The sequence below is a fragment of the Archangium minus genome (assembly GCF_044360475.1).
Classification (GTDB): Bacteria; Myxococcota; Myxococcia; order Myxococcales; family Myxococcaceae; genus Archangium; species Archangium minus.
On record NZ_CP043494.1, the window covers coordinates 8,834,423 to 8,861,285 of the forward strand.

At 67.4% G+C, this 26,863-nt stretch carries 23 protein-coding genes; 9 read left to right on the forward strand and 14 right to left on the reverse strand.

Going from position 1 to position 26,863, the window contains the following annotated elements; all coding sequences use genetic code 11:
* Positions 1–81: 81 nt before the first annotated feature.
* Complete coding sequence (locus F0U60_RS35880; RefSeq protein WP_239015515.1) at positions 82–549, reverse strand: molybdenum cofactor biosynthesis protein B; 468 nt, start codon at positions 547–549, stop codon at positions 82–84.
* 185 nt (positions 550–734) lie between these two features.
* On the reverse strand, positions 735–1,052 hold the full coding sequence (locus tag F0U60_RS35885; RefSeq protein ID WP_203406251.1) for a Rieske 2Fe-2S domain-containing protein: 318 nt from the start codon (positions 1,050–1,052) through the stop codon (positions 735–737).
* A 140-nt stretch (positions 1,053–1,192) separates the two neighbouring features.
* Here F0U60_RS35885 and polX point away from each other — a divergent pair, with 140 nt between their 5' ends.
* From polX to mrtX, 3 genes are read left to right on the forward strand one after another with little or no spacing between them, the layout of a single operon-like run.
* Positions 1,193–2,935, forward strand: coding sequence for a DNA polymerase/3'-5' exonuclease PolX (polX, locus tag F0U60_RS35890; RefSeq protein ID WP_395806556.1), 1,743 nt, complete (start codon positions 1,193–1,195; stop codon positions 2,933–2,935).
* A gap of 34 nt (positions 2,936–2,969) precedes the next feature.
* A complete protein-coding gene (locus F0U60_RS35895) occupies positions 2,970–3,566 on the forward strand; it encodes a trypsin-like peptidase domain-containing protein (protein WP_395806557.1) in 597 nt (198 codons plus the stop codon).
* Entirely contained in the window at positions 3,563–4,285 is a 723-nt protein-coding gene (mrtX, locus tag F0U60_RS35900) for a myxosortase MrtX (protein ID WP_395806558.1), read from the forward strand. Before F0U60_RS35895 ends, mrtX begins: the two co-directional genes overlap by 4 nt.
* On the opposite strand, the gene F0U60_RS35905 is transcribed toward mrtX, so the two are convergent.
* Complete coding sequence (locus F0U60_RS35905; RefSeq protein WP_395806559.1) at positions 4,286–5,119, reverse strand: class II glutamine amidotransferase; 834 nt, start codon at positions 5,117–5,119, stop codon at positions 4,286–4,288.
* Between the two features lie 213 nt (positions 5,120–5,332).
* On the opposite strand from F0U60_RS35905, the gene dnaK reads away from it, so the two are divergent.
* The 3 genes from dnaK to F0U60_RS35920 all read left to right on the forward strand — a co-directional run bounded on the left by dnaK (position 5,333) and on the right by F0U60_RS35920 (position 9,334).
* Positions 5,333–6,952: a molecular chaperone DnaK gene (gene dnaK, locus F0U60_RS35910; RefSeq protein ID WP_395806560.1), complete on the forward strand. Its 1,620-nt coding sequence runs from the start codon at positions 5,333–5,335 to the stop codon at positions 6,950–6,952.
* Between the two features lie 855 nt (positions 6,953–7,807).
* Entirely contained in the window at positions 7,808–8,548 is a 741-nt protein-coding gene (locus tag F0U60_RS35915; RefSeq protein WP_395806561.1) for a DnaJ domain-containing protein, read from the forward strand.
* A gap of 27 nt (positions 8,549–8,575) precedes the next feature.
* Positions 8,576–9,334 carry a CvpA family protein gene (locus tag F0U60_RS35920; protein ID WP_395806562.1) on the forward strand — a complete coding sequence of 253 codons (759 nt, stop codon included), beginning with the start codon at positions 8,576–8,578 and terminating at the stop codon, positions 9,332–9,334.
* A gap of 9 nt (positions 9,335–9,343) precedes the next feature.
* Here the strand turns inward: F0U60_RS35920 and clpX are convergent, their stop codons facing one another.
* The gene (gene clpX, locus F0U60_RS35925) at positions 9,344–10,417 is read right to left on the reverse strand and encodes an ATP-dependent Clp protease ATP-binding subunit ClpX (RefSeq protein ID WP_395806563.1); all 1,074 of its coding nucleotides are present in this window, start codon (positions 10,415–10,417) and stop codon (positions 9,344–9,346) included.
* A 225-nt stretch (positions 10,418–10,642) separates the two neighbouring features.
* On the opposite strand from clpX, the gene speA reads away from it, so the two are divergent.
* On the forward strand, positions 10,643–12,655 hold the full coding sequence (gene speA, locus F0U60_RS35930; protein WP_395806564.1) for a biosynthetic arginine decarboxylase: 2,013 nt from the start codon (positions 10,643–10,645) through the stop codon (positions 12,653–12,655).
* A 99-nt stretch (positions 12,656–12,754) separates the two neighbouring features.
* Here the strand turns inward: speA and F0U60_RS35935 are convergent, their stop codons facing one another.
* The 4 genes from F0U60_RS35935 to F0U60_RS35950 form a co-directional block, all read right to left on the reverse strand.
* A complete protein-coding gene (locus F0U60_RS35935; protein ID WP_395806565.1) occupies positions 12,755–13,387 on the reverse strand; it encodes a hypothetical protein in 633 nt (210 codons plus the stop codon).
* An 11-nt stretch (positions 13,388–13,398) separates the two neighbouring features.
* Positions 13,399–15,087, reverse strand: a complete 1,689-nt coding sequence (locus tag F0U60_RS35940; protein WP_395806566.1) for a hypothetical protein — start codon at positions 15,085–15,087, stop codon at positions 13,399–13,401.
* 146 nt (positions 15,088–15,233) lie between these two features.
* Entirely contained in the window at positions 15,234–16,598 is a 1,365-nt protein-coding gene (locus F0U60_RS35945; RefSeq protein ID WP_395806567.1) for a TAXI family TRAP transporter solute-binding subunit, read from the reverse strand.
* Between the two features lie 121 nt (positions 16,599–16,719).
* A complete protein-coding gene (locus F0U60_RS35950; RefSeq protein ID WP_395806568.1) occupies positions 16,720–17,934 on the reverse strand; it encodes a metallophosphoesterase in 1,215 nt (404 codons plus the stop codon).
* A 31-nt stretch (positions 17,935–17,965) separates the two neighbouring features.
* Between F0U60_RS35950 and F0U60_RS35955 the strand changes: the two genes are divergently transcribed.
* Positions 17,966–19,783 (forward strand): CsgG/HfaB family protein, encoded by a 1,818-nt coding sequence (locus F0U60_RS35955; protein WP_395806569.1) that lies wholly within the window; start codon positions 17,966–17,968, stop codon positions 19,781–19,783.
* A 12-nt stretch (positions 19,784–19,795) separates the two neighbouring features.
* On the opposite strand, the gene F0U60_RS35960 is transcribed toward F0U60_RS35955, so the two are convergent.
* Positions 19,796–22,123: a hypothetical protein gene (locus F0U60_RS35960; RefSeq protein ID WP_395806570.1), complete on the reverse strand. Its 2,328-nt coding sequence runs from the start codon at positions 22,121–22,123 to the stop codon at positions 19,796–19,798.
* 43 nt (positions 22,124–22,166) lie between these two features.
* Here F0U60_RS35960 and F0U60_RS35965 point away from each other — a divergent pair, with 43 nt between their 5' ends.
* Positions 22,167–22,889, forward strand: a complete 723-nt coding sequence (locus tag F0U60_RS35965; protein ID WP_395806571.1) for a CsgG/HfaB family protein — start codon at positions 22,167–22,169, stop codon at positions 22,887–22,889.
* Between the two features lie 4 nt (positions 22,890–22,893).
* Here the strand turns inward: F0U60_RS35965 and F0U60_RS35970 are convergent, their stop codons facing one another.
* The 5 genes from F0U60_RS35970 to F0U60_RS35990 form a co-directional block, all read right to left on the reverse strand.
* A complete protein-coding gene (locus tag F0U60_RS35970; protein WP_395806572.1) occupies positions 22,894–24,147 on the reverse strand; it encodes a hypothetical protein in 1,254 nt (417 codons plus the stop codon).
* Between the two features lie 51 nt (positions 24,148–24,198).
* Entirely contained in the window at positions 24,199–24,738 is a 540-nt protein-coding gene (locus F0U60_RS35975) for a hypothetical protein (protein ID WP_395806573.1), read from the reverse strand.
* Between the two features lie 112 nt (positions 24,739–24,850).
* Entirely contained in the window at positions 24,851–25,291 is a 441-nt protein-coding gene (locus F0U60_RS35980) for an OsmC family protein (protein WP_395806574.1), read from the reverse strand.
* Between the two features lie 27 nt (positions 25,292–25,318).
* Positions 25,319–26,530 (reverse strand): deoxyhypusine synthase family protein, encoded by a 1,212-nt coding sequence (locus F0U60_RS35985; protein WP_395806575.1) that lies wholly within the window; start codon positions 26,528–26,530, stop codon positions 25,319–25,321.
* A 44-nt stretch (positions 26,531–26,574) separates the two neighbouring features.
* Positions 26,575–26,859 carry a hypothetical protein gene (locus F0U60_RS35990; RefSeq protein ID WP_395806576.1) on the reverse strand — a complete coding sequence of 95 codons (285 nt, stop codon included), beginning with the start codon at positions 26,857–26,859 and terminating at the stop codon, positions 26,575–26,577.
* Between the last annotated feature and the right edge of the window lie 4 nt (positions 26,860–26,863).

Here is a 26,863-nt window from a genome sequence, read left to right on the forward strand (position 1 = left end):
AAGGAAATGGAATAGTGGTTGCGGCCGGCCAGACCTCGCGAGGTGTTTGAATTCAACGAGGCCTAGCCGGACGTACGTGGCTCAGCGCGTCAGCTCGCGCACCGCGTGACCCAGCTCAGGGAGGATGAGCTTCTGCAGCCCAAGCCGCACCGCCTGCGGCGAGCCCGGGAGCGCGAAGAGGATCATCCCCTGGTAGGTGCCCGCCGTCGCCCGCGACATCATCGCCGCGCTGCCAATCTCCTTGAACGACAGCATCCGGAACAGCTCGCCGAAGCCGGGCAGTGTCTTTTCGAACAGCCCCTGCAACGTCTCCACCGTGCTGTCACGGCGGCCGATCCCCGTGCCACCGTTGAAGATGACCGCTCGGGCGCCCGCCTCTTGCGCCTCCTTCAGCGTCGCGCGGATGGCCTCGGGCTCGTCCTTGATGACCTTGTAGCCGCTCACCGAGTGCCCCTCGCCCTCCAGCAGCTCGCGCAGCACCCGCCCGCTCTCGTCCTTCGACGCGTCCCGGCTGTCCGAGCACGTCACCACGAACGCGCTCACGTGCACCGGTGCATGCGACTTGTGCTCCGCGGCCGTCCGAGACCCGTGCTCGTGCCCGTGCTCATGACCGTGGTGATGGTGGTCATGACTGTGATCGTGAGCATGACCCTGCTCGTGGCCGTGATGATGCCCGTGACCATGCCCGTGGTCATGGTCGTGATCGTGTCCCTCGTGTCCCATCCCGGTTCCTCCTACACGTCCTTGTCGGACAGCTCGACGAGCAGCTCCCCGTTCTCAACCTCGACCTTCACCGTGGGCTGGTCATCGCAGACGCCCGGCGAGGTCTCGTTCTTGCCCGTGTCCATGTCGAAGCCGACTTCGTGGCAGGGGCAGACAACCATGTTCCCCTCCAGGCGACCACCGGACAGCAGGCACCCCGCGTGGTTGCACCAATCATCGAGCCCCTTGTAGCGCCCGTTGATCCTTGCGACGCACAGGCTGCGCTTGCCCACCTCGTAGCCCCGCATCTCCTTTTCGGCGAAGTCCGCCGGTCCGAGCTTGATCTTCATCGGCTCCGTCTCTCGTAACGCTCTGAAATCAACACTGGTGCCCTTGTATCCCGACATGGCCGGGCCGGGGGAAGTCTCTCACGCGGACCTCACGTTTCCGCTCGCCTGCACCCCCACTCCTTGGGCATTAACTTCCCCCCGTGACGACTCCCGATAAAACCGCCGTGGTCCAGGTCCTCCGGGACATCTCGCTCCTTCTCCAGATGAAGGGGGAGAACCCCTTCCGCAGCCGCGCGTACGACACCGCCGCCGACCGCATCGCCGGCCTCTCCGAGGATCTCGGCGCGCTCGTCCGCGAAGGCCGCCTGCAGGAGCTCCCGGGAATCGGCCAGGCCATCGCCGACAAGGTCTCCGAGCTGCTCACCACCGGAAAGCTCGCCTATTACGACACCCTGCGCGCCGAGTTCCCCCCCGGTGTCCTGGAGCTCGTCCAGGTGCCCGACCTCGGCCCGAAGAAGGCCCTGGTCCTCGCGCGCCAGCTCGGGGTGGACGGGGTGGACGCGCTGGAGAAGGCCTGCCGCGAGGGCCGCGTGCGCCAGCTCTCGGGCTTTGGGGAGAAGAGCGAGGCCAAGATCCTCGCCGGAGTCGAGCTGTACCGGCGCACCCGTACACCCCGGCGGCTGCTCGGGGAGGTCATGCCCGTGGCCGAGCGGCTGCTCGAGTCCATCAAGACCGCCCCCGGTGTCATCCGCGCGAGCGTCGGAGGCAGCCTGCGCCGGCGCGCGGAGACGGTCGGGGACGTGGACCTCATCGCCTCGGCGCCGGATGCCAATGCGGTGTTCGATGCCTTCTCCCGCGCGCCCGAGGTGGCCCAGGTCATCGGCCGGGGTGAGAGCAAGTGCTCGGTGCGGCTGCGCGAGAAGGATCTCCAGGTGGACCTGCGCGTCCTGCCCGACGAGGACTTCGCCACCGCGCTGCACCACTTCACGGGCTCCAAGGCCCACCATGTGCGGCTGCGCGGGCTCGCCCACGAGCGGGGGCTGAAGATCTCCGAGTGGGGCATCCACCGCGACGACGGCACCAAGCTGCACGTGCCCGACGAGGTCGCGTTCTACCGGCTGCTCGGCATGCAGTACATCCCGCCCGAGCTGCGCGAGGACACGGGAGAGATCGAAGCCGCGCTCGAGGGCCGGCTGCCCGAGGATCTGGTCACGATGGAGGACATCCAGGGCGCCGTGCACGCCCACAGCACCTGGTCCGACGGGAAGAACTCGCTGGAGGAGATGGCACGCGCGGCCCAGGCGCTGGGCCTGAAGTTCCTCACCGTCACCGAGCACAGCCAGGCGGCCATCTACGCCGGGGGCCTCAAGGAGGACGACCTGCGCCGCCAGTGGGACGAGATCGACCGCGTCAACGACACCGTCAAGGGCGTGCGGCTGCTCAAGGGCATTGAGGTGGACATCCTGGAGAGTGGCGCGCTCGACTACTCGGATGGCGTGCTCGAGAAGCTCGAGGTGGTCATCGGCTCCATCCACGTGCGCCACGGCATGGACGAGGAGCAGATGACGCGCCGGCTGCTGCAGGCCTTCGACAATCCGCACCTGCACATCCTCGGACACCCCACGGGGCGCCTCATCCAGAACCGCGAGCCCTATCCCGTGCGCATGGAGGCGGTGCTCGACAAGGCCGCCGAGCGCGGGGTGGTGGTGGAGGTCAACGGCAAGCCAGAGCGATTGGACCTCAAGACCGAGCACGTGCGCATGGCGCTCCAACGCGGGGTGAAGCTGGTGGTGAGCTGTGATGCGCACAGGGCCTCGGATCTGGCCAACCTGGCCTTCGCGGTGGCTACCGCGCGCCGAGGCTGGGCCCGCCGGGGAGACATCCTCAACACCCTGCCCGCCGAGCAGTTCATCACCACCCTCCGGAAGCAGCGAGCCGCCTGACGCGGGCCATTACCGGTGCTAGGCTCCCCGCGCCTTGCTTCGCCGCCTGCTCGCGCTCGTCCTCCTGCTGCTCACCACCCGCGCCTCCGCCGAGGATCGCCCCACCCTGGCCGATCTTCGGAAGGTCCTGGCCATGCACGAGCGCTCCGTCGTGAAGGTGCGCGGGTCCCGCGGCACCGGTCCGGGAGTCATCGTGGGGACCGAGGGGCAGGTGCTCACCTCCGTGAGCCACATCAATCTGGACGCCGCGCAGGTGGAGTACGAAGGGCAGACGCTACCGGCCACGGTGGTGCTCGCCAACGCGTACTTGAAGGTGGCGGTTGTCGCCGCGCCAACGGGTAACTACCCCGCCGTTCCCGTGAGCATGTCCACCGAGAGCCCCGTTGGGCAGTGGCTCATTGGCGTCATACCCGGACGAGGCCGGCAGAAGGAAAAGCCGGCGGCGGCCCTGGCGCGCAAGGCCCCCGAGCCCTTCTTCGACGTGAACCTGGCGCTGCCGCCGGGCAGTCCCCTCTTCGACACCAAAGGCCGGATGGTGGCGGTATCGGTCCAGCGCAAGGGACACGGCTGCCGAGCCCTGTCTCTAGAGGTCGTCCGGCAGCAGCTCCGCACGAAGGTGGCCACACCATGAGCGCCTCCGCGGCCACGCCCTGGCGCCCGAATGCCGTGCAGGAGGTGGTGGGCCTGTGGGGGCTGGGCTTCCTCGGCATCATCATCGCCTTCCTCCTCTTCGGAGGCTCCGGCATCCCCAAGCTGGTGGCCACGGTGGGCTTCCTCTACCTACCGCTCATCCCCATGCGCTGGCGCGGCGAGGACTACCGCGACTACGGACTCTCCCCGCGCACCTGGCGCGAGGACGTGCGCCTCTTCCTCATCATGAGCGCGGTGGTGTTCCCCCTCTTCTTCGGAGCCTTCGCGTTGTGGGCAGAGGTGCTGCAACTCCTGCCCCCAGAGCTGGCGCGCATGCTGGCGCCCTTCCGAGGGGGCGCGCACTTCACCCCGCGGCTGCCGCCCCGCTTCGGCGAGTGGGTGGTGGATCAGCTCTTCGTGGTGGCCCTGCCGGAGGAGTTCTTCTACCGGGGCTACATGCAGGCCCGCCTGCGGGACGCCTGGCCCCACGGGCGGCGCTTCCTCGGCGTGCGACTGGGCCCCGCCTTCTGGCTGACGGCGCTGCTCTTCGCGCTCGGCCACCTGGCTATCTTCCAGGTGTGGCGCCTGGCGGTCTTCTTCCCGGCCCTGCTCTTCGGCTGGATGCGCGAGCGCACGAACAGCGTGGTGGGCGCCGCCCTCTTCCACGCCGCCTGCAACCTCTTCGTGCGCTTCCTCGAGGTGTCCTTCTTCGGCGTCTGACTACGGCGTCAGGTGGCGCACTCGCAGCTCCAAATCCACCGCCAGCGAGGTGCCCTCGGTCAGCTCCACCCAGCCCGCCGGGCGCTTCAGGTGCGAGGCCACCACCACCGAGTGATTGCGCCGGTGTGCCACCACGCCCGGCTGCGTGTCGGGCATGCCAGGGGAGATGCCGCACACCTCGCAGCGGTCCGTGCCCTCCAGACGCGTGTAGTACAGGGGCTGGGCGCCCAGGCGCGTCGCCACCAGCATGTAGCCATTGGTGGCGACGAAGTTCAGCGTGGAGGTGAGCGCGGCTCCCGCCTGCGCCGAGGCCTTCGACAGCGCCCGCGCCGTGTCCGCCAGCATCCTGCCCGCCACCTCCGCCGGCAGCCTCGGGTCATCTGAGTGCCCCGACTCCCACAGCCGCTTCAGGAAGAGCGCGAAGGCCACCTCGCTGTCCGTCTCTCCGCGGATCTGCCGCTTGAGGAAGTCCGGCACCTGCTCCAGCAGCCCCGCACGGAGGGTGGCGAAGTCCTGGAGACTTCCCTGGTGCGCAAACAGCCAGCGCCGCGAGCGGAACGGCTGGGTGTTCTCCTCCAGCGACAGCCCCACGGGCAGCCGCCTCCCGTGGAAGAGCAGCGCATCTGTCTCATGCGGCGGAGCGAGCGATTCCAGAGTCAGGTCCGCGTCGCGTGGAAACCGGCGGAGGAGGACGTCGTCCTGAGCGTAGGCTCCAATGCCCACGGCGTTGGACCGTCCCTCCTCTCCCTGAAGGGAGACCTGCCCCTCCAGCCGATGCAGCTCGCACCGCACCAGGTTCGGATCGGACGTCAGGACGGCCAGCACGACAGACATGCGACAAACCCCCTTGTTCCCTCCATAGATAATGCTGCCCTCCGCGCCCCTCAAGCTGACCGCGTGGCCCCAGGCAGTCCTGCCAACCCCTTGAAACGATTAGGGTTTACCCATACGGAACGTTTGACAGCCCGAGAACGAGGTGCCTAACATCCCGGCGCCTTCCCGGGGGTTCGGATTCCAACGGCCCTCCCTGGCTACACCGGAGACGGAATGTCGGACGACATCGCGATCGGCATCGACCTGGGCACCTCCACCTCGTGTGTGTCCGTGGTGCAGGACGGTCAGCCGTTCGTCATCCCCAACGAGTGGGGTGAGACGACCCATGCCTCGTGCGTGTCCTTCCTGGAGGACGGCTCGGTGCTGGTGGGCAACGCGGCCAAGCGCAACATCATCACCAATGCCGAGTCCACGGTGTACTCGGCCAAGCGGCTCATCGGGCGCTACTACTTCTCCGACGAAGTGAAGAAGGCCCAGGCGGTGATGCCGTACCAGATCGTCGAGGGCGAGAACAACTCAGTGCGCATCGCCGTGCGCGGGCACACGTACTCGCTGCCGGAAATCTCCGCGCTCGTGCTCAAGGAGATGAAGGCCATCGCGGAGACGTACCTGGGCCGCGAGGTGACCAAGGCCGCCATCACCGTGCCCGCCTACTTCAACGACAACCAGCGCCAGGCCACCAAGGACGCGGGCCGCATCGCCGGGCTGGAGGTGCTGCGCATCCTCAACGAGCCCACGGCGGCGGCGCTCGCCTACGGCTTTGGCCGGGACGTCAACCAGCGCGTGGTGGTGTACGACCTGGGCGGCGGTACCTTCGACGTCTCCATCCTGGAGATCGGCAAGGATGTCTTTGAGGTGCTGTCCACCGCCGGTGACACGTACCTGGGCGGCGACGACTTCGACGACCGCATCATGACGTGGCTGGCGGACGACTTCATGAAGCGCACGCGGCTGGACCTGCGGCAGAATAAGTTCTGCCTGCAGATGCTCAAGGACGCGGCCGAGCGAGCGAAGATCGACGTGGGCAGCCACGGCGTGGCGGACGTGCGCTGCGAGGGCATCTGCCAGGACGCCAGCGGCAAGGTGCTGGACTTGACGGGCCGGATCACCCAGGACCAGTTCAACCGGATGGTGATGGACCTGGTGCAGCGCACCTTCAAGGTGTGCGACGAGGCGCTGCAGTCCGCGCGGATGACGGCGGCGGACATCGACGCGGTCATCCTGGTGGGTGGCCCCACGCGCCTGCCCATCATCCGCAACTCGGTGCGCCACTACTTCCAGAAGGAGCCCAAGGAGGGCATCAACCCGGACCAGGTGGTGGCCATGGGTGCGGCGCTCCAGGCCAACGCGCTGCTGGACTCGGCCACGGAGACCTTCCTGGTGGACGTGACGCCGCTGTCGCTGCGCATCGGCACGGTGGGCGGCTACACCGAGAAGGTCATCGAGAAGAACACCCCGGTCCCCATCGACCGCTCGAAGACCTTCACCACCAGCCGAGACGGTCAGGAGAAGGTGAAGATCCGCGTCTACCAGGGCGAATCCAACCGGGCCGACGAGTGCGAGATGCTGGGCGAGTTCGAGTTCTCGGGCTTCCGCATCGGCTACCGGGGCGAGGTGAAGATCGACGTGACGTTCGAGATCAACACCGATGGCCTGTTGAACGTGTCGGCGACAGATCAGGAAACGGGGCAGAAGACGTCCACCACGCTCACCATGTCCTCGGGCATGACGGAGGCGGACATCCAGCGCTCCATCCAGAGCAACAAGCAGACCCAACTCGCGGGCCATGATGGGGGGGACCTGCCCGCCGTCGCCGCCAGCCGGCGGAGATAGACCAGCGCGATGTCCCAGCCTCCCCAGAATGGCGCCGGTAAGCCCCCCGCCCCTCCGGCACCGAGCCAGCCCGCCGCACCGGCCTCCCGGGTGACGCCAGCGACAGCTGCGCCCGCTGTGCCTGCGGCGCGTCCGTCCGCCCCCGGTGTCCCGCCAGCCCCTGGCGTCCCGCCTCCCCCTGGCGCGCCGCCCGCTCCAGCCCCCGTGCGTCCTCCGACGGCTGCAGCCCCGGGTCAGCCCCCGCAGCGTCCGACCGCGGCGGGAGTGCCGGCTGTGCCCTCCGGAGTCCGTCCCGCCGTCCCCGGTGCGCCCGCAACGCCTGGAGCCCCGGCGGTGGCCCGTCCTCCTCCGGCGCCAGGTGCTCCGGCCGCGCCCTCCGGAGCTCGTCCCGCCGTGCCTTCCGGCGCGCCCGCGGCTCCCGGTGTGCCCCCGCCGCCGCCCGGTGCGCCCCAGGTTGCGCGCCCCACAGGGACACCCGCGGGGACGCGCCCCACCGCGACCGCGCTCCCGAGCGTGGCGCCCACTCGGCCGCCCACACCCGGTGTTCCCCCTCCGCATCCTCTGACACCGGCCCCGCAGTCCCGTCCGCCGCCCTCGATGTCCTCGGGGGTCGTGCCGCCTCCGGGCGCCGCTCCCGCCTCTGGGGCGCGTCCCGTTGCCCGGCCCACGACCTCGGTCCCGGCCGTGGCACCTCCCGGGGCAACGCCCGCGCGCCCTCCGTCCGGAAGCAACCCGGCCCGCCCTCCGGCACCTCCTGCCGGTGCGCTCCAGCCGCCACCTCCTCCACCCGCCGCGCTCCAGCCGCCACCTCCGCCGGGCGCGCCACGCCCACCGGGAGTGCCCGCCGTAGCGCCTGTGGCTCCGTCTATCGCGCCGCTCGTGCCCTCGGTGGCGCCCATGGTGCCAGCCATCGCGCCCGCAGGGACACCGGTGCGCCCGCCCTCCGGAGCCAGCCCCGCGGTCCCGCCGCCGCCTCCCGCCGCGGTCCAACCTCCGCCCCCTCCTCCTCCCGCGGCCGGGAAGGACCTGGATCCAACCCAGCTCGCCGAGCTCTGGGAGCGCTGCTCGAAGCTCGACCAGCAGGACTACTTCGAGGTCCTCATGGTGGAGCGGACGGCGTCGCCCGCGGACATCAAGAAGGCCTTCTACCGAGAGAGCCGCACCTACCACCCGGACCGCTTCTTTCATCTGTCGAACAAGGAGCTCAAGGACCGGGTCAACGAGCTCTACAAGCGCGTCACCGAGGCGTACTACGTCCTGCGGGACGACGCGAAGCGCCGGCAGTACACAGCGAACATCTCGGGACCCGAGCGGGCCCAAAAGCTGCGTTTCACCGAGTCCTCCGAGGCCGAGACGCGCGCCGCCTCGAAGCGTCAGGTGGAGGAGCAGATCGGCACGCACCCCAAGGGGCGCCAGTTCTACCAGACGGGTGCGGCGGACGCTGACGCGGGCCGCTGGTCCTCGGCCGAGCGCAACCTGAAGATGGCGCTCACCTATGAGCCGGCGAACACCCGCTACAAGGAGAAGCTCGCCGAGGTCCAGAAGGTGCTACTGGAAGAGGCACGCAAGCAAGGCGACGCCTTCAAGATCCGCTGACGGACACCTGGCGGAAGGGGGAACCGCGTGACCATCGACCTGATTATCCTGGGGCTGGTGCTGCTCTTTGCCGTGGTGGGCGCCATCTCCGGAGGGGCGAAGCAGATTGCCAACCTGGTGGCGCTCGCGGTGGCGTGGTTCGTCTCGCGCAAGCTGGGCACGTACGTAGGACCGAAGATGGCGGACGCGCTCGGCGGCGTGCCCCTCCTCATCGGAACGGTCGCCGGCTCGCTGCTCGTCTTCATCGTCGTGCTGGTGGCGGTGCGCTATGCCCTCACCGCCCTGCTGCAGCGGCTCCTGTGGAGCAAGGATCCGGACAGGCGGACCCTGGACGGCTTCATCGGCTTCGTGCTCGGCGGGGCGAAGGTGGTGGCCATCACCTACGTCGTGCTCAGCGCGCTCGTCTTCGCCGAGCAATACATCGTGGTCGCGGGCAAGCGCATGGGCCTGTCGCCCAAGGACTCGGTGTCCTTCGGGCTGGCTCGCCGCTACAACCTCTTCGAGATGACGCAGTTCTCCGCCGTGAAGGACATGGTCACGGTGGGCCAGGTGGCGACCAACCCCGAGCGGTCCCGGCGCCTGGCGGACAACCCGGCCTTCAAGTCGCTCAAGCAGGACCCTCGCTTCCAGAAGGCCCTGGCGGACAAGCAGCTGCGTGAGGCGATGGAGCGAGGTGACACGCAGGCAGTGCTGCGCAACAACCTCGTCCTCCAGCTCCTGCAGGATCCACAGTTCGTGGCCCGGCTCGGGGCCGCGGCGCGGGCCTCCGAGCGAGAGCGCGAGTAAGCCAGGGGCTCAGGCTCCCAATCCAACGTGGGACTCCAACCCCCCCAGGCGGGTGCGAACGAAGTCCTGGTCCACGGTGAACTGACGGCGGCGGTGCTCGGGGGCCTCGAACATCACGTCTGACATCACGTGCTCGAGGATGGAGCGCAGGCCGCGAGCGCCCAGTCCCTTCTCAATGGAGAAGCGGACCACCTCGCGCAGGGCCTCCTCGGTGACATCCAGCTCGATGCCGTCCAACCCCAGCAGCTCCCGGTACTCGCGGATGATGGAGTCCTGGGGCTCGGTGAGCACGCGCAGCAGCTCCGGCTCGCCAAGCAAATCCAACTGAACCACCACGGGCAGGCGGCCGAGGAACTCGGCGAGCATCCCGTACTCCACCAACTGCTTGGTGGTGATGCGCTTGCGGACCTTCTGGATCTCCTGGGCCCCAAACCCCATGGCGCGAACGTCAGAGGTACCGCCGTACTCGTGCAGGTCCGAGAACGTTCCCGCGCAGATGAACAGGATGTCCCGGGTGTCGATGGGGACAAAGTCACCGCGATTCCACGCTTGCGTGACATTCATGGGGACGAAGACCTCGCGGCCCTCGAGCAGCTTGAGGAGCGCTTGCTGAACTCCCTCGCCACCGATGTCCCGGCTCCCCGCGCCGTTGCGCGCGCTCTGCGAGCGCCGGGCAATCTTGTCCACCTCGTCGATGAAGATGATGCCCCGCTGGGTGTCCTCAACCGAGTGGTTGGCCTTGAAGAGCAGGTCCGCCACCATCACCTCCACGTCCTTCCCGTAGTAGCCGGCCTCCGTGTACTCGGTGGCGTCCACGGTGGTGAACGGGACGGAGAGGATCTCCGCCAGATTTCGGGCGATGTGGGTCTTCCCACTTCCGGTGGGCCCGATGAGCAGGATGTTGGACTTCTTGAGTAGCGAGGTGCGCCGCATGCGGCGCGCTTGAATCCGCTTCAGGTGGTTGTGGGCGGCGATGGCCACAGCCCGTTTGGCCGCCTCCTGGCCGATGACGAATCTGTCCAACCGCTCGTAGATTTCCCTTGGGGTCATCAACGGCGAGTCCCTGCGTGCGGACGACTCCATGTACCCTCCCCTTGGCTCCATGCGGGCTCCCGGACCTCCTCACGGGAAGGGTAGGAATCCGCTGGAGGACAGCCCACCCATTGCATGAGGAAGGAGGGCGCCTCCGCCGTCGTCTGGCCGGCCGCCCCTCAACCAGGAGTTGAACGGCGGGGGGTTTCCCGATACTTCCCGCGCTGTCCTTTGTTGGACACCGTCCACCCCTTGACCGGGAGAGCAGGAACGCCGATGCCTTCGATCACTCCTCAGCACCGTTGGACCCTCGCAGATGCCCAGGACACCTACGGCATCCGCAACTGGGGCTCGCCCTATTTCGGCGTCAACGACAAGGGCCATGTGTGTGTCCATCCGGACGGGCCCGCGGCGCCGAGCATGGACCTGAAGGAGCTGGTGGACGAGGTGCGTCGCCGCGGCATCGGCCTACCGCTGCTGCTGCGCTTCACGGACGTGCTGCGTCACCGGGTGGTCCACCTGAACCAGGCGTTCCGCAAGGCCATCTCCGACCACAACTACAAGGGCCAGTACCAGGGGGTGTACCCCATCAAGGTGAACCAGCACCGGTACGTGGCGGAGACCATCGTCGAGACCGGCAAGCAGTTCGCCTACGGCCTGGAGGCCGGGAGCAAGCCGGAGCTGCTCGCGGTGATGGCGCTGCTGGACCAGGAGGACGCGCTCGTCATCTGCAACGGCTACAAGGACGAGGAGTACGTCGAGACGGCGCTGCGCTTCAGCCGCCTGGGCCGCAAGGTCATCCTGGTGGTGGAGAAGCCCTCCGAGCTGCCCCTCATCGCCGAGGTGGCGCGCAAGACGGGAATCCCGCCGCGCATCGGCATGCGGGTGAAGCTGTCCTCGCGCGGCGCGGGCAAGTGGGAGGCCTCGGGCGGTGACCGCTCCAAGTTCGGCCTGTCCTCCTCGGAGCTGATGAGCGCCATCGGCTTCCTGAAGGAGACGGGGCTGCTGCCGTGCTTCGAGCTCCTGCACTTCCACCTGGGCAGCCAGATCTCCAACATCCGCAACGTGAAGAACGCGCTGCGCGAGGTGGGCCGCTTCTTCGTGGAGGTGGCGCGCCAGGGTGCCCCGCTGAAGTACCTGGACGTGGGCGGCGGCCTGGGCGTGGACTACGACGGCTCGCAGACGAACTTCACGTCGTCCATGAACTACACGACGGAGGAGTACGCCAACGACGTGGTGTTCGCGGTGATGGAGGCGTGCGACTCGGCGGGCGTGCAGCACCCCACCCTCGTGTCCGAGTCGGGCCGAGCCGTGGTGGCACACCACGCGGTGCTGGTGGTGGACGTGCTGGGCACCAGCGAGTTCGATCCGGTGAGCGTGCCGGACAAGGCGGATGAGAAGGCGCCCTCGGTGGTGCGCAACCTGCTGTCCACCTTCAAGGAAGTGACGAACAAGAACCTGCTGGAGGCCTACCACGACGCCCAGGACTACAAGGAAGAGACGCTGACGCTCTTCTCCCTGGGGCACCTGTCGCTGGAGCAGCGGGTGATGGCGGAGAACATCTTCTGGGCCCTCTGCCACAAGATCATGCGGATCGCCGGCGAGTCGGGTGAAATCCCCGAGGAGCTCGAGACGCTGGAGAAGCAGCTGTCGGACACCTACTTCTGCAACTTCTCGGTGTTCCAGTCGCTGCCGGACTCGTGGGCGATTGATCAGCTCTTCCCGATCATGCCCATCCACCGGCTGAACGAGCGGCCGTCGCGGCGCGCGGTGCTGGCGGACATCACGTGCGACTCGGACGGGAAGATCGATCACTTCATCGACAAGCGCGAGGTGAAGGACGCGCTCGAGCTGCACCCGCTCAACAACGACGACTACTACCTGGGCATCTTCCTGGTGGGCGCGTACCAGGAGATTCTGGGCGACCTGCACAACCTGTTCGGAGACACGCACGCGGTGCAGGTGTCGCTGGCGCCGAACGGCGGTTACCTGATCGACCACGTGGTGGAGGGCGACACGGTGACCGAGGTGCTCAACTACGTGAGCTACAACAAGGACGACCTCGTGGCGAAGCTGCGCAAGTCCACCGAGGTGGCGCTGCGCAACGGGCGCCTCACGCTGGACGAGTCGCGCCAGCTGCTGCGCATGTACGAGGAAGGCCTGTCCGGCTACACGTACCTGGAGCGCGAGGTGGACGCATCCTTCGTGTCCAACCACGGCCAGCTGCGCCTGGTGACGCAGGACACGGGCTCGTCCGGCAAGGCGCCCGTTCCTCCCACGGGGACCTGAGTCACACGGTAGAGCCAGAGATGTCACGAGGCCCCGCGCGCACGCTCAAGTGCCGCGGGGTTTTGTTTTATCCGCTTCTCCGGCTCAGCCCCAAGTCGGTCAGTAGACGATGCAGTCGAACTTCTCGATGACGGCCCTGATCTCCGCAGGTGTGGTCTCAACCAGCTTGGCGGCCGAGGGGGCGTAGTAGGTCAAGGCCCTGGTCTTGGGTGGGTGCTTGGGGAGCATGTCCCGAATGAGTTCGCCGAAACGACCCGGCCACGTGAGACCACGGAGTTCGGACGCTCTGCCAATGGGGTCAATGATGGTGAAACAGGGCCACTTGGGAAAGCAAATGGAGGCAGGATCAGAGCCCATGATGCGGCAACCATCCAGGCGAGCTTCGGTGAAGTCACAGTCCTCGATGGAACCGAACTGACACCATGAGGCACTGCTGTACTCTGGCCAGTGGCCAAAATCGCAACCTGACAGACGCCCTTTGAATCGGCATCCCTTGAGGGAAGCCCCTATCCAGTCTTGATGGTTCTTCAACTCCTGTTTCACCTCGAAGGTGCAATCGACGAACTGGGCTCTGTCGATGGATAGGTTCCGGGGTGCCACCTTCAGCACAAGGGTGCAGTTCTTTAGCGTCAGGTTGGGACCAAGGATGTAGTTCGCATTCTTGTCCGTCAGCTCCAGCCGCTCGTTTTCGATTTCCCGGTCCTTCAAGACGACGTTGCCGAGCCAGTCCATGGCCACCCCTTTTAGAAGGTGAGCATCCGGAAGAACTCGCCCGCCATGCGCCTGCCATGGCGCGCCAAGTTCGACCCCGAGCCGGAGAGAATCTCGTACTTATAGCCGCCCGGCGAGAGGTCAACTACATCAACCCCTTGGTAGTTGAAGCGATAGAGTTGTTGGAATTGTCTTTTTACCTCTTCATGCACGAAGCGCCCCCGAGCCTCACGTTCCAAGAGTCGCGCTAGCCAGTATTCGCCTTGCTTCTCTGCCTTTTGAATTGCAGCGAACTCGTTATCCGAGAGCTTGTCAGGCCCCCACTCCTTTGCGGCCTTGGTAACGGCCTCCTGGAGCATGTCCCCAACCTTGTCCTCGGCGGGAATATCGGCAGCCGATTTACCACGTGGGAGGTGCCAGCGTTGGCCATCGCTGAGCACCACCTGCCGGTTGCCACCTTGGTGACGAATGACGATTCCGGAAGAGCGGCCCCCTGGGGCCTGCCCTGCCCCACTGCCTGTCCCCTTCTTGAGCAGCACCACCGCCAGGGGTCCCTGCGGGGAGGTGGCCACCGTTTCCACCGCCACCACGGCCTTCACCAGGGAGCCCTCTGTCGCGAGCACCGTCTCCACGACCTCCACGCGCTCCATAACGGCGGCGCCGCCCTGCCCCTCGAACTGAGCTCTCGCGAGATTGAAGCTCGGAAGCGATTTCACCCGTGAGGCCACCTGTCCCAGCGTGTGTCCGCTGAGCGTGGCCACCACAAGAATCAGGGCTCGTGCCGCATCCTCGCCCAGCACCTTGCTGAATTCTGCACCCGCCGTGCGCAGCTCCTCAAAGGTGGTGGCGTGGTGCGCCGTGTCAGCCAGGCGGGCCCACCCGTCCATCAGCCCGTACACCGTCTGGAGGCCCAAGTAGCCCATGAGGAGGAGGGTCATGCCGGCCGCCAAGGCCTTGGTTGTCGGCTCGGGCACCACCCACATCATGCAGTAAAGCGCCACCGTCCAGACGACCAGGGACACGAGTGCTCGCACATCCAGCATCTCGCGCCCCAGGGCTTCGCGTGTCTCATCGAGCACGGTGCCAAAGGCCAGCGCCAAGGCCAGCGTGCGCCGGTCATCCGTGCGTAGGTAGGTATCGTCGTCCAGCAGGCCCAGGCAGTCGCCACCCCCCTGGTGCTCACACCACCAGAGGTACTTCGCCTTGAGGGCTGCTTCGGCCTGTGGGGTGAGGACAACCGGGCCCTCCTGTCGCTCGGGAATGAGGGTGAGGCCCTCGCCGCGGTACTGCTCCAACTTCCAGTCGCCCTTGGCCACTACCATGGGAGCGTCTGGAGGTCCGTCCAAGAGGCTCAGCAACTCATGAGCAGCCTGCCGTGGCGTCTTCTGCTTCAGCCGCACATCGCGGGAGAGGCGCAGGAAGGCCTGCTGGAACTCTGTCCTGGGAATGGGTACCGGCCGGGTAGCAGCGGCACCGGGTGCCATGAAGTCCACGACGTACACGGTGGCGGACTCAAGACCGGACTCCGCCATGACGGCCTCACGCGCTTTCGGTGCCGGTGGGGGCGTGAGCGAGTTGTAGCGGTCGCCCACGTGGAAGCTGCCCCGTGGCGTGCCCGTGGTGCACGCGGATTGAAGGAAGAGGGCGATAAGGGCCCAGGTGCCAACGCAGGGCCCCAGCCGGGAGCCCAGAGAGCGAGTGCCAGGGAGACGGGTAGACACGGCGCACCTCCTGAAGCGACGCGGCCTGCGAGCCATCGCTCCAGAATTACGCGGAAAAGAGGGTGCACCCGTCAAGTTGGTGGGTTGGGAGCCCTCATGAGGATGCAGCAGGCAAAGACCACCCTGGCAGTTTTTACAGCCGAGCGTCAGGCCGCCGTAACGCTTGGCGAACTCGGTACCGCAGCGAGCCGCTCCTCCAGCCGGTTGCGGATGTAGCCCACGTGCAGGCGCAAATCGTAGAACTCGTCCATGTAGCTCAGCGGAACCTTCACGCCGCCAATCTCATGCTCGAGTTGTTCCAGGAGCAGCAAGTCCTTCCGAACCTGCTCTGCATCCAATGAGCCCCGTAGACGCTCGTCAATGACTCGCAGCCGCGCATACCAGCGATAGATGCGCGAGCGGATGCTCCAGCGGTACACGGGCGGAGTGAGCCGCAGCAGCGGCAACAGCACCATGAAGAGCGGGATGATCAGGACGACGAACCGGTGGATCAGCGCCGCGAGCCAGAAGGGCAACACACGTCGCAGGAAGTCCGGACCGTGCGTCAGGTAATACCGCGCCTGCTCATTCACAGGGAGCTCGGTGAGCAAGGAATTGGGGAACGTCCCGGGCTCGCTGAGCAGATCGCCTCCCCGGTGAGTCTGGACCGCAGCCTCCGTCAGCAGCGCAACCACTGCCGGATGCACATCCTTGCGCGCCACCAGCACCGCCGCGGGCGCCACCAGTTGCACCTCGCGCTCCGGCAGATCTCGCGCCAGGTCCAGCGCTCCACGGTGCAGCGTGACGGGTGACAGGTACCGGAACCGCCGCGCGTAGGAGTGGGCCTGCTCGAAGTTCATCAGCTGCACACCAGGCGTGGCCAACAGCTCGGCGAGGAAGTGAGCCGTGGGTCCCATGACGAAGACGGCCGCGTCGACCGAGCCCTCTCGCAACGCCTCCACGGCCTTGTCCCCGCCCATGTTGACGAGCGTGGTGCCGGACTTCTCGCCCGTCGCTCCACCCGCGGCCAGCAGTTCCAGGGCCAGCGCCCGCACACCACTCCCCTCCGCCCCGACCGCGATGCGCTTGCCCGCCAGCTGACCAGGCCGCTCAAGTCCGGGCTCTCCCCGGTAGAACACCCACACCGGCTCCAGGTACAGGCTCGCCAGCGCGACCAGCTCTCTCCGCTTCTCCTTCTCGGCGGGGGCCGTGCCTCCCTGAACGATGGCGACATCGACGCCGGAGTCTGGAGTGCCCAGCAACCTGTAGTTCTCCAGCGAGCCCGCCGTCTCCCGGACGACGAGCTCCATCCCCGCCTCCTTGAAGTGTTCGGCGTAGTGCTGGGCTACCGCGTGGTACGCGCCGCTCGCGGAGCCGGTGGCAATAACGACCTGATGTGGGGGAGCCGGCTCGACGAACTGCCACGCCACCGCCACCACGGCCGCGAGCACCACGGCCACCACCGCGGCCGCGCGCATCATGTCCGCACGAGACATCAATGCCCGAGGACTCACGTTTCGCGCTGCCTGCACCTGACCCTCCTTCAGCGCCGGGCATCTTAGCGTGCAGGCAAATCCCCTCTCGCGCCTGGTCGCCCGACTGCTTCGGAGGCAACGTCTCAGACAGCGAGGTGACGTCCTCGTGACGAACGCCCTACGCCGTCAGCACGAGCTTGACGATCTCCGGGGGGCTGCCCACGCGCATGGGCGGACCCCAGAAGCCACACCCGCGACTCACGAAGATGTGAGAGTCACCGTGACGGTAGAGCCCCGCGGAGTGATCCCAGGCCAGGCCAATGAAGAGGGTCATGGGGACGAGCTGTCCACCGTGGGTATGGCCGGAGATCTGCAGGTCCACGCCCCGCTGCGCTGCCACCACGTAGTTGGCGGGCTGGTGCGCGAGCAGCACCGAGGCGCGGTCCGGGTCTCGTCCCGCGAGGGCCAGGTCGAGGTCGTAACCCTTCTTGCCGCGCCTCCGTCCCCCGCTCCAGTCATCCACGCCCACCAGGTCGAACGCACCGCCCGCATCGCCAATGCTCACATGCCGGTTGCGCAGCACCTGGACGCCGAGCGTCTTGAGGAAGGCCGTCCACTCCTCGTCACCGGAGTAGTAATCGTGGTTGCCGGTGACAAAGAAGGAGCCGAAGCGCGACTTCAGGTTGCCAAGCGCCGCCACGGAGTCCCCGAGCGTGGGCACGTCCCCGTCCACGAGGTCCCCCGTGATGGCCACGAGGTCCGGCCGGAGCGCGTTGGTCTGGCGAACCAGCTCATCCATGAACTCGCGCCGGATGAAGGGCCCCACGTGGATGTCCGTGAGCTGCACGATGCTGAGGCCGTCCAGCACCTTGGGCAGCTTCGGAACCTTGATCGCCACCTCGGTCACCATCGGTGGGGCGAAGGCCCTCCAGCGCCCATACAGGGCCACCCCGCCGCCCGAGACGAGTGCGCTCCCGGCCACCACTCGAGCAAGGAAGCGCCGCCGCTCCTCATCCACCAGCGGAGAGGGAGGCACCTCCAGGGACAACGTGCTCGGGGATTCACGGACGGCGGGCGCGCGAAACCGCTGCCCCAGCGCCATGAACCCCCGGCCGAGGTCCAGCACAAGGAGCGCGAGCACCAGGAAGAGGCCCAGCCCCATCCAAGAATAGGAAGCCACCAGGAGCACGCCCGAGAGCGCATCGGGAAGTACGTCCTGCAGGGTACGCCGGAGCATCAGCACAAGCGTCAAGAAGAGCAATGCCGCCACCGCCAGCAACCGGAGCGCTCGGCTGTGCACTGTGTCCCGCACCAAGCGACGGTACAGGTAGACGTGCCCCAGCACGGCAGTCGTCATGATGAGGATCGAGAAGATGGGGAACCGGGACGTCATGGGAGCGAATCCTAGTAGGATCCCCAACGCCATGCCCCGCGTCTTGTGCCTCCTGTTGAGTCTGCTGCTCACCCTCCCCGTCTCCGTGGAGGCATCGGAGGCTCCCGAGCCCGAGAAGGCCGGTGAGTTCAAACCGGTCGTCGCGGTCCTCTACTTCGACAACAACACCGGAAAGCCCTCGCTCGACGTCTTGCGGAAGGGCTTCGCGGACATGATGGTGACGGACCTGGCCATGGTGCGGCAGATCCAGGTCGTCGAGCGGGAGAAGCTCCAGAAGCTGCTCGAAGAATTGAGGGTGCAGCAGAGCGGGTACTTCGATCCGAAGACGGTCCAGCGGATCGGCCAGGGCATCGGCGCGCAGTTCGCGGTGACGGGCTCTCTCCAGGCCATTGATCCAACGCTGCGCATCGACATCCGGCTCGTCGAGATCGCCACCAGCAAGGTGCTCCTCGCCGAGAAGGTGACGGGAAAGAAGAACCAGCTCTTCGACTTGCAGCAACAACTCGTGGGCAGGTTCGTGAAGGCGCTCCTCCCGAAGCTCGAGCAGCTCCCGCGGCCTCGAAGCCGCGCCCCCGACATGGACACGCTGCTGAGCTACTCCCTGGGCATCGACCTGGCGGACCAGGGAAAGCTCCAGGAGGCCAGCGTGCAGCTCGCCTCGGTGGTGAGCCGGGCTCCCACGTTCCTCCTTGCTCGCGAGCGCCACGAGGAGCTCCTCGCCCGGTTGAAGCAGGCGGAGGCGCGGAGAACCGAGACGCTCACCGACGTGACCGAGCTCCTCGGGCAGAAGGCGGAGCGCTTCCTCCTGGAGAACAACATGGCCGAAGCCGATGAGAAGCAGGGCGCGATGCTCCTCGCCTGGCGACTCATCCGGATGCAGTACCTGGCCCGTCAGCTCCGGCAGCACCTCGCGCCCGAGCATCCCCGCCTCATCCTCCCGGGCCACGAGTCCCAAGCCCTAGCGGTGATGAAACGCTGGCACGAGCAGGCCCGAGCCTACGTCCAGGAGAGCGCCGCGTACTTCCAGCGCTTCGCCCAGGAGCTGAACGGCTCCCGCTACCTGTCGGGCACGACCCTGAAGCTCTCTCCCGAGGACGAGGAGAGAGTGCGTCAGGCGAAGTATGGCCCGCTGAGCTTCGACGAGGAGGTGCGCCTCCACGTGGCGAGGGCCCTGCTCCTGGGCCAGTTCGACGACGGCATGGATGGATTCCAGGCAGGGCCCTCTCTTTCTGACCTGGAGCCCACTGTAGAGGAGGCGGGCTTCCGTCTCCTCGAGGAAGCCGTCGAGGACGCCGCGTCCCTCCAGCCCCAGCTGCGCGAGCTCCGCGTGAGGCGGGCGCTCGAGCTCCACGGCGACGCGCTCATGCGCAAGGGCCGAATGGAAGAGGCGGTCGCGCGGTGGCAGCGGTTCCTCGACATGTTCCCGACCTCGAGTCAGTTCAACTTCATCAGCAACAAGATCAAGACCGCGCTGGGCATGGGCAACAACTCCCATGCGAACGCGGGCGCAACATTCCCGCAGTCGCTCGAGGCGTGTGACAAGAGCGGCATCCTCGAGGGCTACAGCCAGGAGCTGTACCGGCGGCAAATGACACGGGGTTACAAGGCGGCACGCGAGCTGTTCGTCGAGCTGGACACCCGGTGCGGTGAGTCGAAGGAGCTGAGGCCCTATCTCCGCTCGCTGCTCACCTCCTCGGCCCTGTCCGCCGCGAAGGCCGGGGACTGCGCCACGTTCCACGAGCTGATGACGACCCGCTTCCTCGCCCTCAACGGCAGCCCGTCGGACATCGCGGGGTACCTGAAGAACTACGTCCCGCACTGCCAGCGGGCAGAGGCCGCGGCCCCCTGAGCCGCGAGCCCCTCAGCGTCGGCGCCAGCTCATCACCCGGGCGAGGAACACCGTCCCGAAGACGAGCACCGTGAAGGCCGCGGTGTAGCCGAGGAAGATGAGCCAACCCGTCGTAGCGCCTGGGATACCCACGGTGGGGCTCATGTCCTGGAACTGCGCTCCGGAGAAGAACCCGCACGCGAGGCTCACCGGCAGGAAGACGAACACCAGGATGCCCACCATCCGGTCGAACTGGTCTCTCTTGTACTGATCCAGCTCCGAGGCCTGATCCTTCATGGCCTCCACCGTCTCCTGCAGCCCGTGCAGCGAGTGCCAGGCGAGGTAGCGCGCGTTGACGTCCGGGTCCTCGCTCACGCGCGTGTGCCACAGGGAGTTGGTGAAGAGCATCACGTCCGAGCGGACGCTGCGCGCGGGCCGCAGGCTCTGCCAGCGCGAGGTGCGGTAGCGCTGCTCCACCTCGGCCATGCGCCGGCTGGTCTCAAACGCCGAGTAGCGCTGTCCAATCGTGAGCAGGAAGAGAAGGACATCCCGGTCGCACGCGAGGGGCCCGCGCTCCTCTTCCTCGATGAGGAACTCGAGCCGGGCACCACCCGTCGACGTCAACCAGTGCTCCGTCTCGCCAGCCGAATCCCGAAGGACCCGCCGGCTCAGGGACGAGGCCTCCGAGGGAAGCTTCTCCAATGTGGGCTCCGTGCCGGACGCAAGCGCGTGGAAGAGCCCCTGCATGGACCGCGAGTCATCAAGCATCGACGAGCGGCCACGGGAGATCCGATAGGAGCCGTAGACGAGCCAGCGCTCGGGGCCCAATGGCGCAAGCCAGGGGGGCAGTCCCCGCAGGGCCTCGAGCTCCCACAACTCCTTGCCCTCCGCGAGCACCGCCTGCTCCTGGGCGAGCGCGTACAGCGTGGTCGGCGTCTTCCTGGGGCGTTCAATCCACACGACGACGAGCCGGTTCGGGTAGACGGAGACGCGAACGGTGTGGCCCTCGGCGGTCTTCTCGTAGTGCATCACGTCCGCCTCGTGTGTGGCCCCCAGGAACGAGTGGACCACCGCGGGGTGGAAGGACGAGCCCTGGGCGGAGAAGTCACAGCGGCGGAATCCCCGAGACACGAGCTCCACGTCCGGCGCCGGTCCCCGCCACAGGAAGGGCCGGGCGAAGACAGTGTGGGCGCGAAGGATGTGGACATGGCGTCCGACATTGAACCGGTCCCAGATGGCCTCCCACAGCTCGCGGCGTGACAGCCGGGTGCCCGCGTACGGGACCGCCACCATTGTCGAGCGTCCGACGGGGCTCGCGTAGCCGTCCGAGTACCACGGATCTGAGTAGTCATTGGGCTGGCGCTCGAAACGGCGCGCTCCCCGCTTGCGTGGGTTCCCGTCCGGCTGCCGGTCTCCCTCGAGCTCGTCCAATGCGCCCGCGAGATCCGCGAGCGTCCCCGCACGCTCGGGGGTGAGCGAAATGGCGTGCCAGGGTCGGGTCTGCTCTGGACGCGAGATGTGGACGGCCATGAAGTCGAAGCCCTGGCCGTAGTGGGTGTTCTCGCTGTCGGTGCGCGCGAGGAGCCGCAGGACGGTGACGTCCTGGAAGGAGGACAGGAAGAGCGCATCCACGCGGCGAATAGCTCCGTCCTGTCGCGCATCGAGCGGGATGTCGAGCTGCACGCGCTGGGCACGCGACAACTCGGCGCGATACAGCCGCTCGTCCGCTTTGAGCCGTCGGGAGATGACGGGGGGGATGAGACCCTCGGGCAGCTTCGCGAACTCCGCGGGGAGACGAACCACCTCCAGCACGGAGACCATGAGCTCCAGCACCTCGCGGGCGGGGCGGCCGGTCTCCGAGCGCCAGAGGTTCAGCGCGGCGTAGAACACCGTCCCGAGGGCCCGTTCGTATTCTCCCACTGTCTCGGTGTGGCCCTGCTCCCACTCGCCCAGGTACTCGGCCAGGGCCTCGGCGCCCTCGGGCCAGGAGCCGTGGAGGAGCCGGTACACGGTCAGCAGGGTGGCGCAGACGACGTCGAAGGTGTGCTCGTGGACACGCAGCTTGAGGAGCCCGAGCGAGCCCTCGGGCTGTCCTTCCCTGAGCTGCCGGGCGAAGTCATCGAGCGCGTCAGCGGAGAGGAGGACGGCCCCCGTGGTGGAGCGCACCGAGCGCCGCATCCACTGGGGCAGCTTCCAGGCCAGCATGCGAGGGTGTGGAGGAAGGGACTCGCTCCGAGAGCCCACGCTGATGAACAGCTCGCGCGCTTCCGGCTCGACTCCAGGGGCGGGCTTCTCGGTGGTCCACTCCACCTGTCCCTCCCCCATCAGGAACTCCACCACCTGTCGCAACTTCGCATCCATGGGGGGCACCTTATAGGCCCATCCCGTGAGAGAATCCCGCTTCGTGAAGGCCTCACGCTCCTCGTCCCCACGTCTCGTCGGCCTGCTGCTCGGGCTGCTCGCCCTCCCTGTCCTGGCCGCGGATGCGCCCGCCGACAAGCCCACGGTGGCGGTGCTCTACTTCGACTACGAGGGCGACACCGCCGGGATGAAGCTCCTCCAGAAGGGCCTGGCCCAGATGCTCATCTCGGACCTGTCGGCCCACGAGTCCGTGCGGCTCGTGGAGCGCGAGCGGCTCCAGGAGGTCATCGACGAGCTGATGCTGGACCAGTCCGGCAAGGTCGACCCGGCCACCGCCAACCAGGTCGGCAAGCTGCTCGGCGCGCGCTACCTGGTGATGGGGGGCTACTTCGACGTGATGAATACCCTGCGCGTGGACGCTCGCGTCGTCGAGACCGAGACGGGTCGAATCATCCGCTCCGTCGGCGCCGGCAGCACCCCAGACAAGTTCCTCACGCTCGAGCAGACGCTCGCGCGGGACCTGCACGCCATCTTCGAGGAGCTCACCACCCCAGCTTCCGATGCCAACCGTCCCCCCGCGAAGCCGAAGCCCGCGAAGGGGAAGCCGCGCAAGCTCACCCGAGACACGGCCCTACGCTATGCCCGTGCGTTGGACGCAAAGGACCGCAAGGATCTGGTGACGGCGAAGAAGGAGCTGACCGCTGTGGTCAAGGAGCAGCCGGACTTCCAGCTCGCGTCCAAGGAGCTGGCCCTGCTGATGAAGTGAGGCCTCAGGGCGTGCAGAGCGCGGTGGCCTTCGGATGGCCTAGCGCCTTCGCGCGGCACCAGGAGCTCCGGGCAAGGTTTCGAGCCGCGTTGACGTCATGAGCCTGGCCGGAGGACTCGGCCGCCTCGGCCCGCTTCGCGTACGCATCGCCCAGCTCGAGGTGGATCTCCGCGACCTCCGGAGCGAGCAACACTGCACGCTCCAGCCACTGCACGGCCTCCTCGACGCGCTGAAGCCGCACGAGGAGAAACCCCAGGTTGAAGCGAGGCTTCCAGAACCGCGCATCCAGCTCCGCGGCACGCACGAGGTGCTGCTCCGCGTCCTTCCAGTGACCGGTGGCCACCGCCATCCGCCCCGCCAGGTTCTCCGCTGCCGCGAACCCCGGGCACAAGCTCGCTTCATTCATGGCCGCCGTGTCGGGGTTATCCCGTTCGGCGAGGAGGCTCGCCCGAGCCACGTGGAAAGAACCTTCCGGGCCCCACTTGCGACCCCGAGCCCGCAGCAGCGCGAGCGCAGCCCTGGCCTCCTCCGTCTGGGAGTCCTTGGGGACGCGCTCCGAGAGCTTGGGGCCTACCTCGAGCAGCAGCTGGAGCGCTTCCGAGTCCGACTCCTGGCAGTCCACGGGAGGCGGGGGCTCTCCGTTCTCCACATAGAGCGCATTCACCTCGCGCCGAAGGCTGGAGTCACCATACGCGAGGACGCCCAGCCCCGAGGCCAACGCCGCGAGGGCGACTCCCCCGCCTAGGAGCGCCAGTCGCCTGCCGCTGGGAGCTCGAGCCGCCGGAGCCTGCCGCGCCGCCGGAGCAGCCGTCACCGGTGCGACGGACTCCTGGAGATACCGCTCCTTGTACCAGGTGAGGATGGCCGCCAGAGAGTTGAGGCTCGTCATCGCCTCCTGGAGGTCCACCTTCACGCCTGAGTCGTGAAGCCCTCCCGCGTGGTCATGCGCGCTGAGATTTCCCCAGGCCTGCACCGTGCCCATGTGCGCAAGGACATGGGTGGGGATGAGGCCCGCGTGGGCCTGCTGCCGGAACTTGTTGAGGAGCTCGTCGAGCGTCGCCTTCCCGGGCGTCTGCTTCAGCTCGGTGGTGATCAGCGAGCGCAGAAGCATCTCGAGCACCAGCCGTGCGTTCTGAAGCACGCCCTTGTAGTCCCGGTTGCGCCCCCGGGTGATCAGGGCCACCAGGTCCTCCTGGGCCCTGCCGAAGTGCGGCGTGAGCTGCTCGATGCGATTGAGCAGCGGCTCCAGCTCGGTCATCTCGTCCCTTTCGCGAGGAACGCTACCACCCCGCGAGCGACCGCCCTACCCTCACCCCTGCCCTCTCCCGGAGGGCGAGGGAGTGAGGGGCAGCACGGAACCTTCATCGGCTCCAGAGAAGGCCTCTTCCGAGGCCGTCTGTCGCAGCCGCTCCAAGGCACGCCGCTGGTGCTCCGCCCGAGTGATGAGCGCCGCGAAGTCGAAGCGGGCCAGGCGCTCGTCCTTGCGTGATAGCCGCCGCAGCGTCCGCCACAGCGACAGGCGACCCTCGGTGCCCAGGCACAGCGCCTCCAGCTCCACCACGCGGCTCAACGGCGAATAGCTCGTCAACCGGCCGTTGAGCTTCAGCCGTGCCAGCTTCTCGCCCACCCAGGCCACGCCTTCCTTCACCGGATCGCGCCGCAACCCCAGCGCTGACACCACGTTCAGGAGAACCGAGCGATCCTCCCGGAGCTCGCCCACCAGCGTGTCCAGGTACTCGCCCACGGAGTTGCCCGCGTTCTCCGCCTTCGCGCGGCGCGCCAACTCCAGGCCCACGGTGGAACCCGCCAGATGGTCGTTCAGGTAGATCCTCAACAGCTCCACGTTCACGCCACCCTCCTCGTGCTCGCATCCACCTGGAGGAGGGTCGGCATGCCCGGGCGGCGGCGCAGGAGGCCCCGCCCGAGCGTTTGGCGAGCAGGCGACGGAGCGGAACTCCCGCCTACTTGGGCGCGTCCGGGTAGCGGAAGGTGACCGGCAGCTTCACGTCCGGGTGCAGGCTGCGCGTGACGGGGCAGCCATGAGCCACCTCTTCCAGCCGGGCGCGCTGCGCGGCGGAGAGGCCCGCGGGCATGTCGATCTCCAGCACCAGCTCGCCGACGCGGCGCGGAGGAGGCGTCATCCGCTTCTCCACCCGGGCTCGGGCCTCACCAAAGGGAATGCCCTCACGCGAGGCGGCCAGGGCCATGGTGGTGAGGGCGCAGGCGGCGAGCGCCGAGGCCAAGAGGTCCGTGGGCGAGAAGGACATCCCGGTGCCGCCGTTGTCCTTGGGGGCCTCAGTGGTGATGGACGTGCCGGACGGGCCGTGCTCCAGCTTGCATTGGAAGCCCGGCGCGCTCACCACGTTGATCACGACGCCGGTGGCGGGAGTGGATTGGCTCATGGTCGTGGCTCCTTCTGTGACGTGGCTTCAACGGACGTAAGCGTTGTGCTCGTCCGGGTTGGGCTTCGGCTCGTCAGGGCTCCAGTCGATCGTCTTCATCAGCGACTTGCGGCGCTTCTGCACGTCCTTGTCGAGGAAGGCCACCGCCTCTTGCATAACGTCCATGAGCCGGCGCGGCTTGCGCTTCATCTTCGTGTCGCTCAGCAGCGCGTGGGTGAGCCACGGGAAGACGGCCGTGACGTCGGTGTGCACGTACATGGAGCCCGCCTCCACGGCCTCCATGGACACCTTGCCCCAGGTGTGGCCCTCACCGGCCGGGCAGCTCGAGAGCGCGCCGTTGTCCACCGGGTCCACGCAGAACTGCACGTCGATGTCGAAGCCGTCGGTCGGCACGCCGAGGATCTGATCCAGCAGCGGCTCGCCCTGCAGCGTGTAGTTCTTGGGCACGCCACCGCCGAGGATCCAGATGGCCATCTTGTTGGAGAAGTGGTGGCGGCAGTAGTGCTGGATCGCCGACATCCAGTAGACGTCGTCGTTGATGTCGATCTCGAACTTGAACTCCGCCCCCAGCAGCCGCTTGAGCTTCACGGCGTTGAGGAAGATGGAGCCGTCCTGCACGGCGCCCACGAAGATGGGCACGCCGTACTTGTAACAGGTGGACAGCAGCGAGGGCTGCTTCACGCCGAGCTGCTTCTCTATGGCCTGGATGTTCTTGCCGAGCAGGTAGTGGAACTCGGGGGTGGTCATCTTGCGCTGGAACTCGGGGCGGCGCAGGAGGGCGGAGAAGAGCCGGTCGGTGTCGAGCAGCGCCTCCTCCCAGAAGCCCAGGTCGTAGATGCGGATGATACGGGCCAGGCGGTACTGGAGGTCACCCGCGTTGGGGTTCACCTCGCGGATGGCGTGGCCGATGATGCGGTGGGCATCGTGGTAGAGGTTGGCGCCGGTGGTGGTGAGCGCGGAGATGATGCCCTTCTCGATGAGCGGGATGATGCAGCTCTGGTGGAGACCCGCCGGGGTCATCGCGCCCGAGAGCGTGAGGAAGATGGAGGCGTCCACCTCCATGGAGCGGCGCATCAGCTCGAACGCGGTGCGCTCCTGGCGCCCCACGTAAGCGGAGAAGGCGTGCTCGAGGAGCTCGGTGGGAGACTCCTTGCCGGTGATGGGACGCGGGTCCGCCTTGCGAGCCCCCGAATAGTGGGAGCGCAGGTTCTTCTTGCTGTTCGAGGGGGTCTTGGCCATGGCGGGCGATCTATCACCGCCCGCGCGCCGAGGGGAGCACCGGTTTACTTGCGCTTCTTCCCCTTGCCACCCCGGTCATCCTCCTCGTCAGGCGCAGGCTGCTCCGGGTCGGGGGTCCCCAGCACCCGCTGGCGCACCTGCTCAGGGGACAGGTGCCCCGTGTCCGCGACGACGCACGAGACGTACGCCAGGTCCGCCAACGCCCGCATTGCCCGTGCACGTACCGCCTCGTCCTCAGAGGACAGCAGCTCCGACGCGACAGAGACGTAGCTGCTCGCCAGCGAATCGAAGAGGTACACGCGGTTCTCGATGGTGTCGTTCTTGGCCATGGGG

Coding starts and splice junctions, on each gene's coding strand:
- F0U60_RS35985 (WP_395806575.1), bottom strand. CDS start 26,530: ATGGCCAAGACCCCCTCGAACAGCAAGAAGAACCTGCGCTCCCACTAT.
- F0U60_RS35935 (WP_395806565.1), bottom strand. CDS start 13,387: ATGGACTGGCTCGGCAACGTCGTCTTGAAGGACCGGGAAATCGAAAAC.
- F0U60_RS35980 (WP_395806574.1), bottom strand. CDS start 25,291: ATGAGCCAATCCACTCCCGCCACCGGCGTCGTGATCAACGTGGTGAGC.
- speA (WP_395806564.1), top strand. CDS start 10,643: ATGCCTTCGATCACTCCTCAGCACCGTTGGACCCTCGCAGATGCCCAG.
- F0U60_RS35970 (WP_395806572.1), bottom strand. CDS start 24,147: ATGACCGAGCTGGAGCCGCTGCTCAATCGCATCGAGCAGCTCACGCCG.
- F0U60_RS35990 (WP_395806576.1), bottom strand. CDS start 26,859: ATGGCCAAGAACGACACCATCGAGAACCGCGTGTACCTCTTCGATTCG.
- F0U60_RS35950 (WP_395806568.1), bottom strand. CDS start 17,934: ATGACGTCCCGGTTCCCCATCTTCTCGATCCTCATCATGACGACTGCC.
- clpX (WP_395806563.1), bottom strand. CDS start 10,417: ATGGAGTCGTCCGCACGCAGGGACTCGCCGTTGATGACCCCAAGGGAA.
- F0U60_RS35905 (WP_395806559.1), bottom strand. CDS start 5,119: ATGTCTGTCGTGCTGGCCGTCCTGACGTCCGATCCGAACCTGGTGCGG.
- F0U60_RS35955 (WP_395806569.1), top strand. CDS start 17,966: ATGCCCCGCGTCTTGTGCCTCCTGTTGAGTCTGCTGCTCACCCTCCCC.
- F0U60_RS35885 (WP_203406251.1), bottom strand. CDS start 1,052: ATGAAGATCAAGCTCGGACCGGCGGACTTCGCCGAAAAGGAGATGCGG.
- F0U60_RS35960 (WP_395806570.1), bottom strand. CDS start 22,123: ATGGATGCGAAGTTGCGACAGGTGGTGGAGTTCCTGATGGGGGAGGGA.
- dnaK (WP_395806560.1), top strand. CDS start 5,333: ATGTCGGACGACATCGCGATCGGCATCGACCTGGGCACCTCCACCTCG.
- mrtX (WP_395806558.1), top strand. CDS start 3,563: ATGAGCGCCTCCGCGGCCACGCCCTGGCGCCCGAATGCCGTGCAGGAG.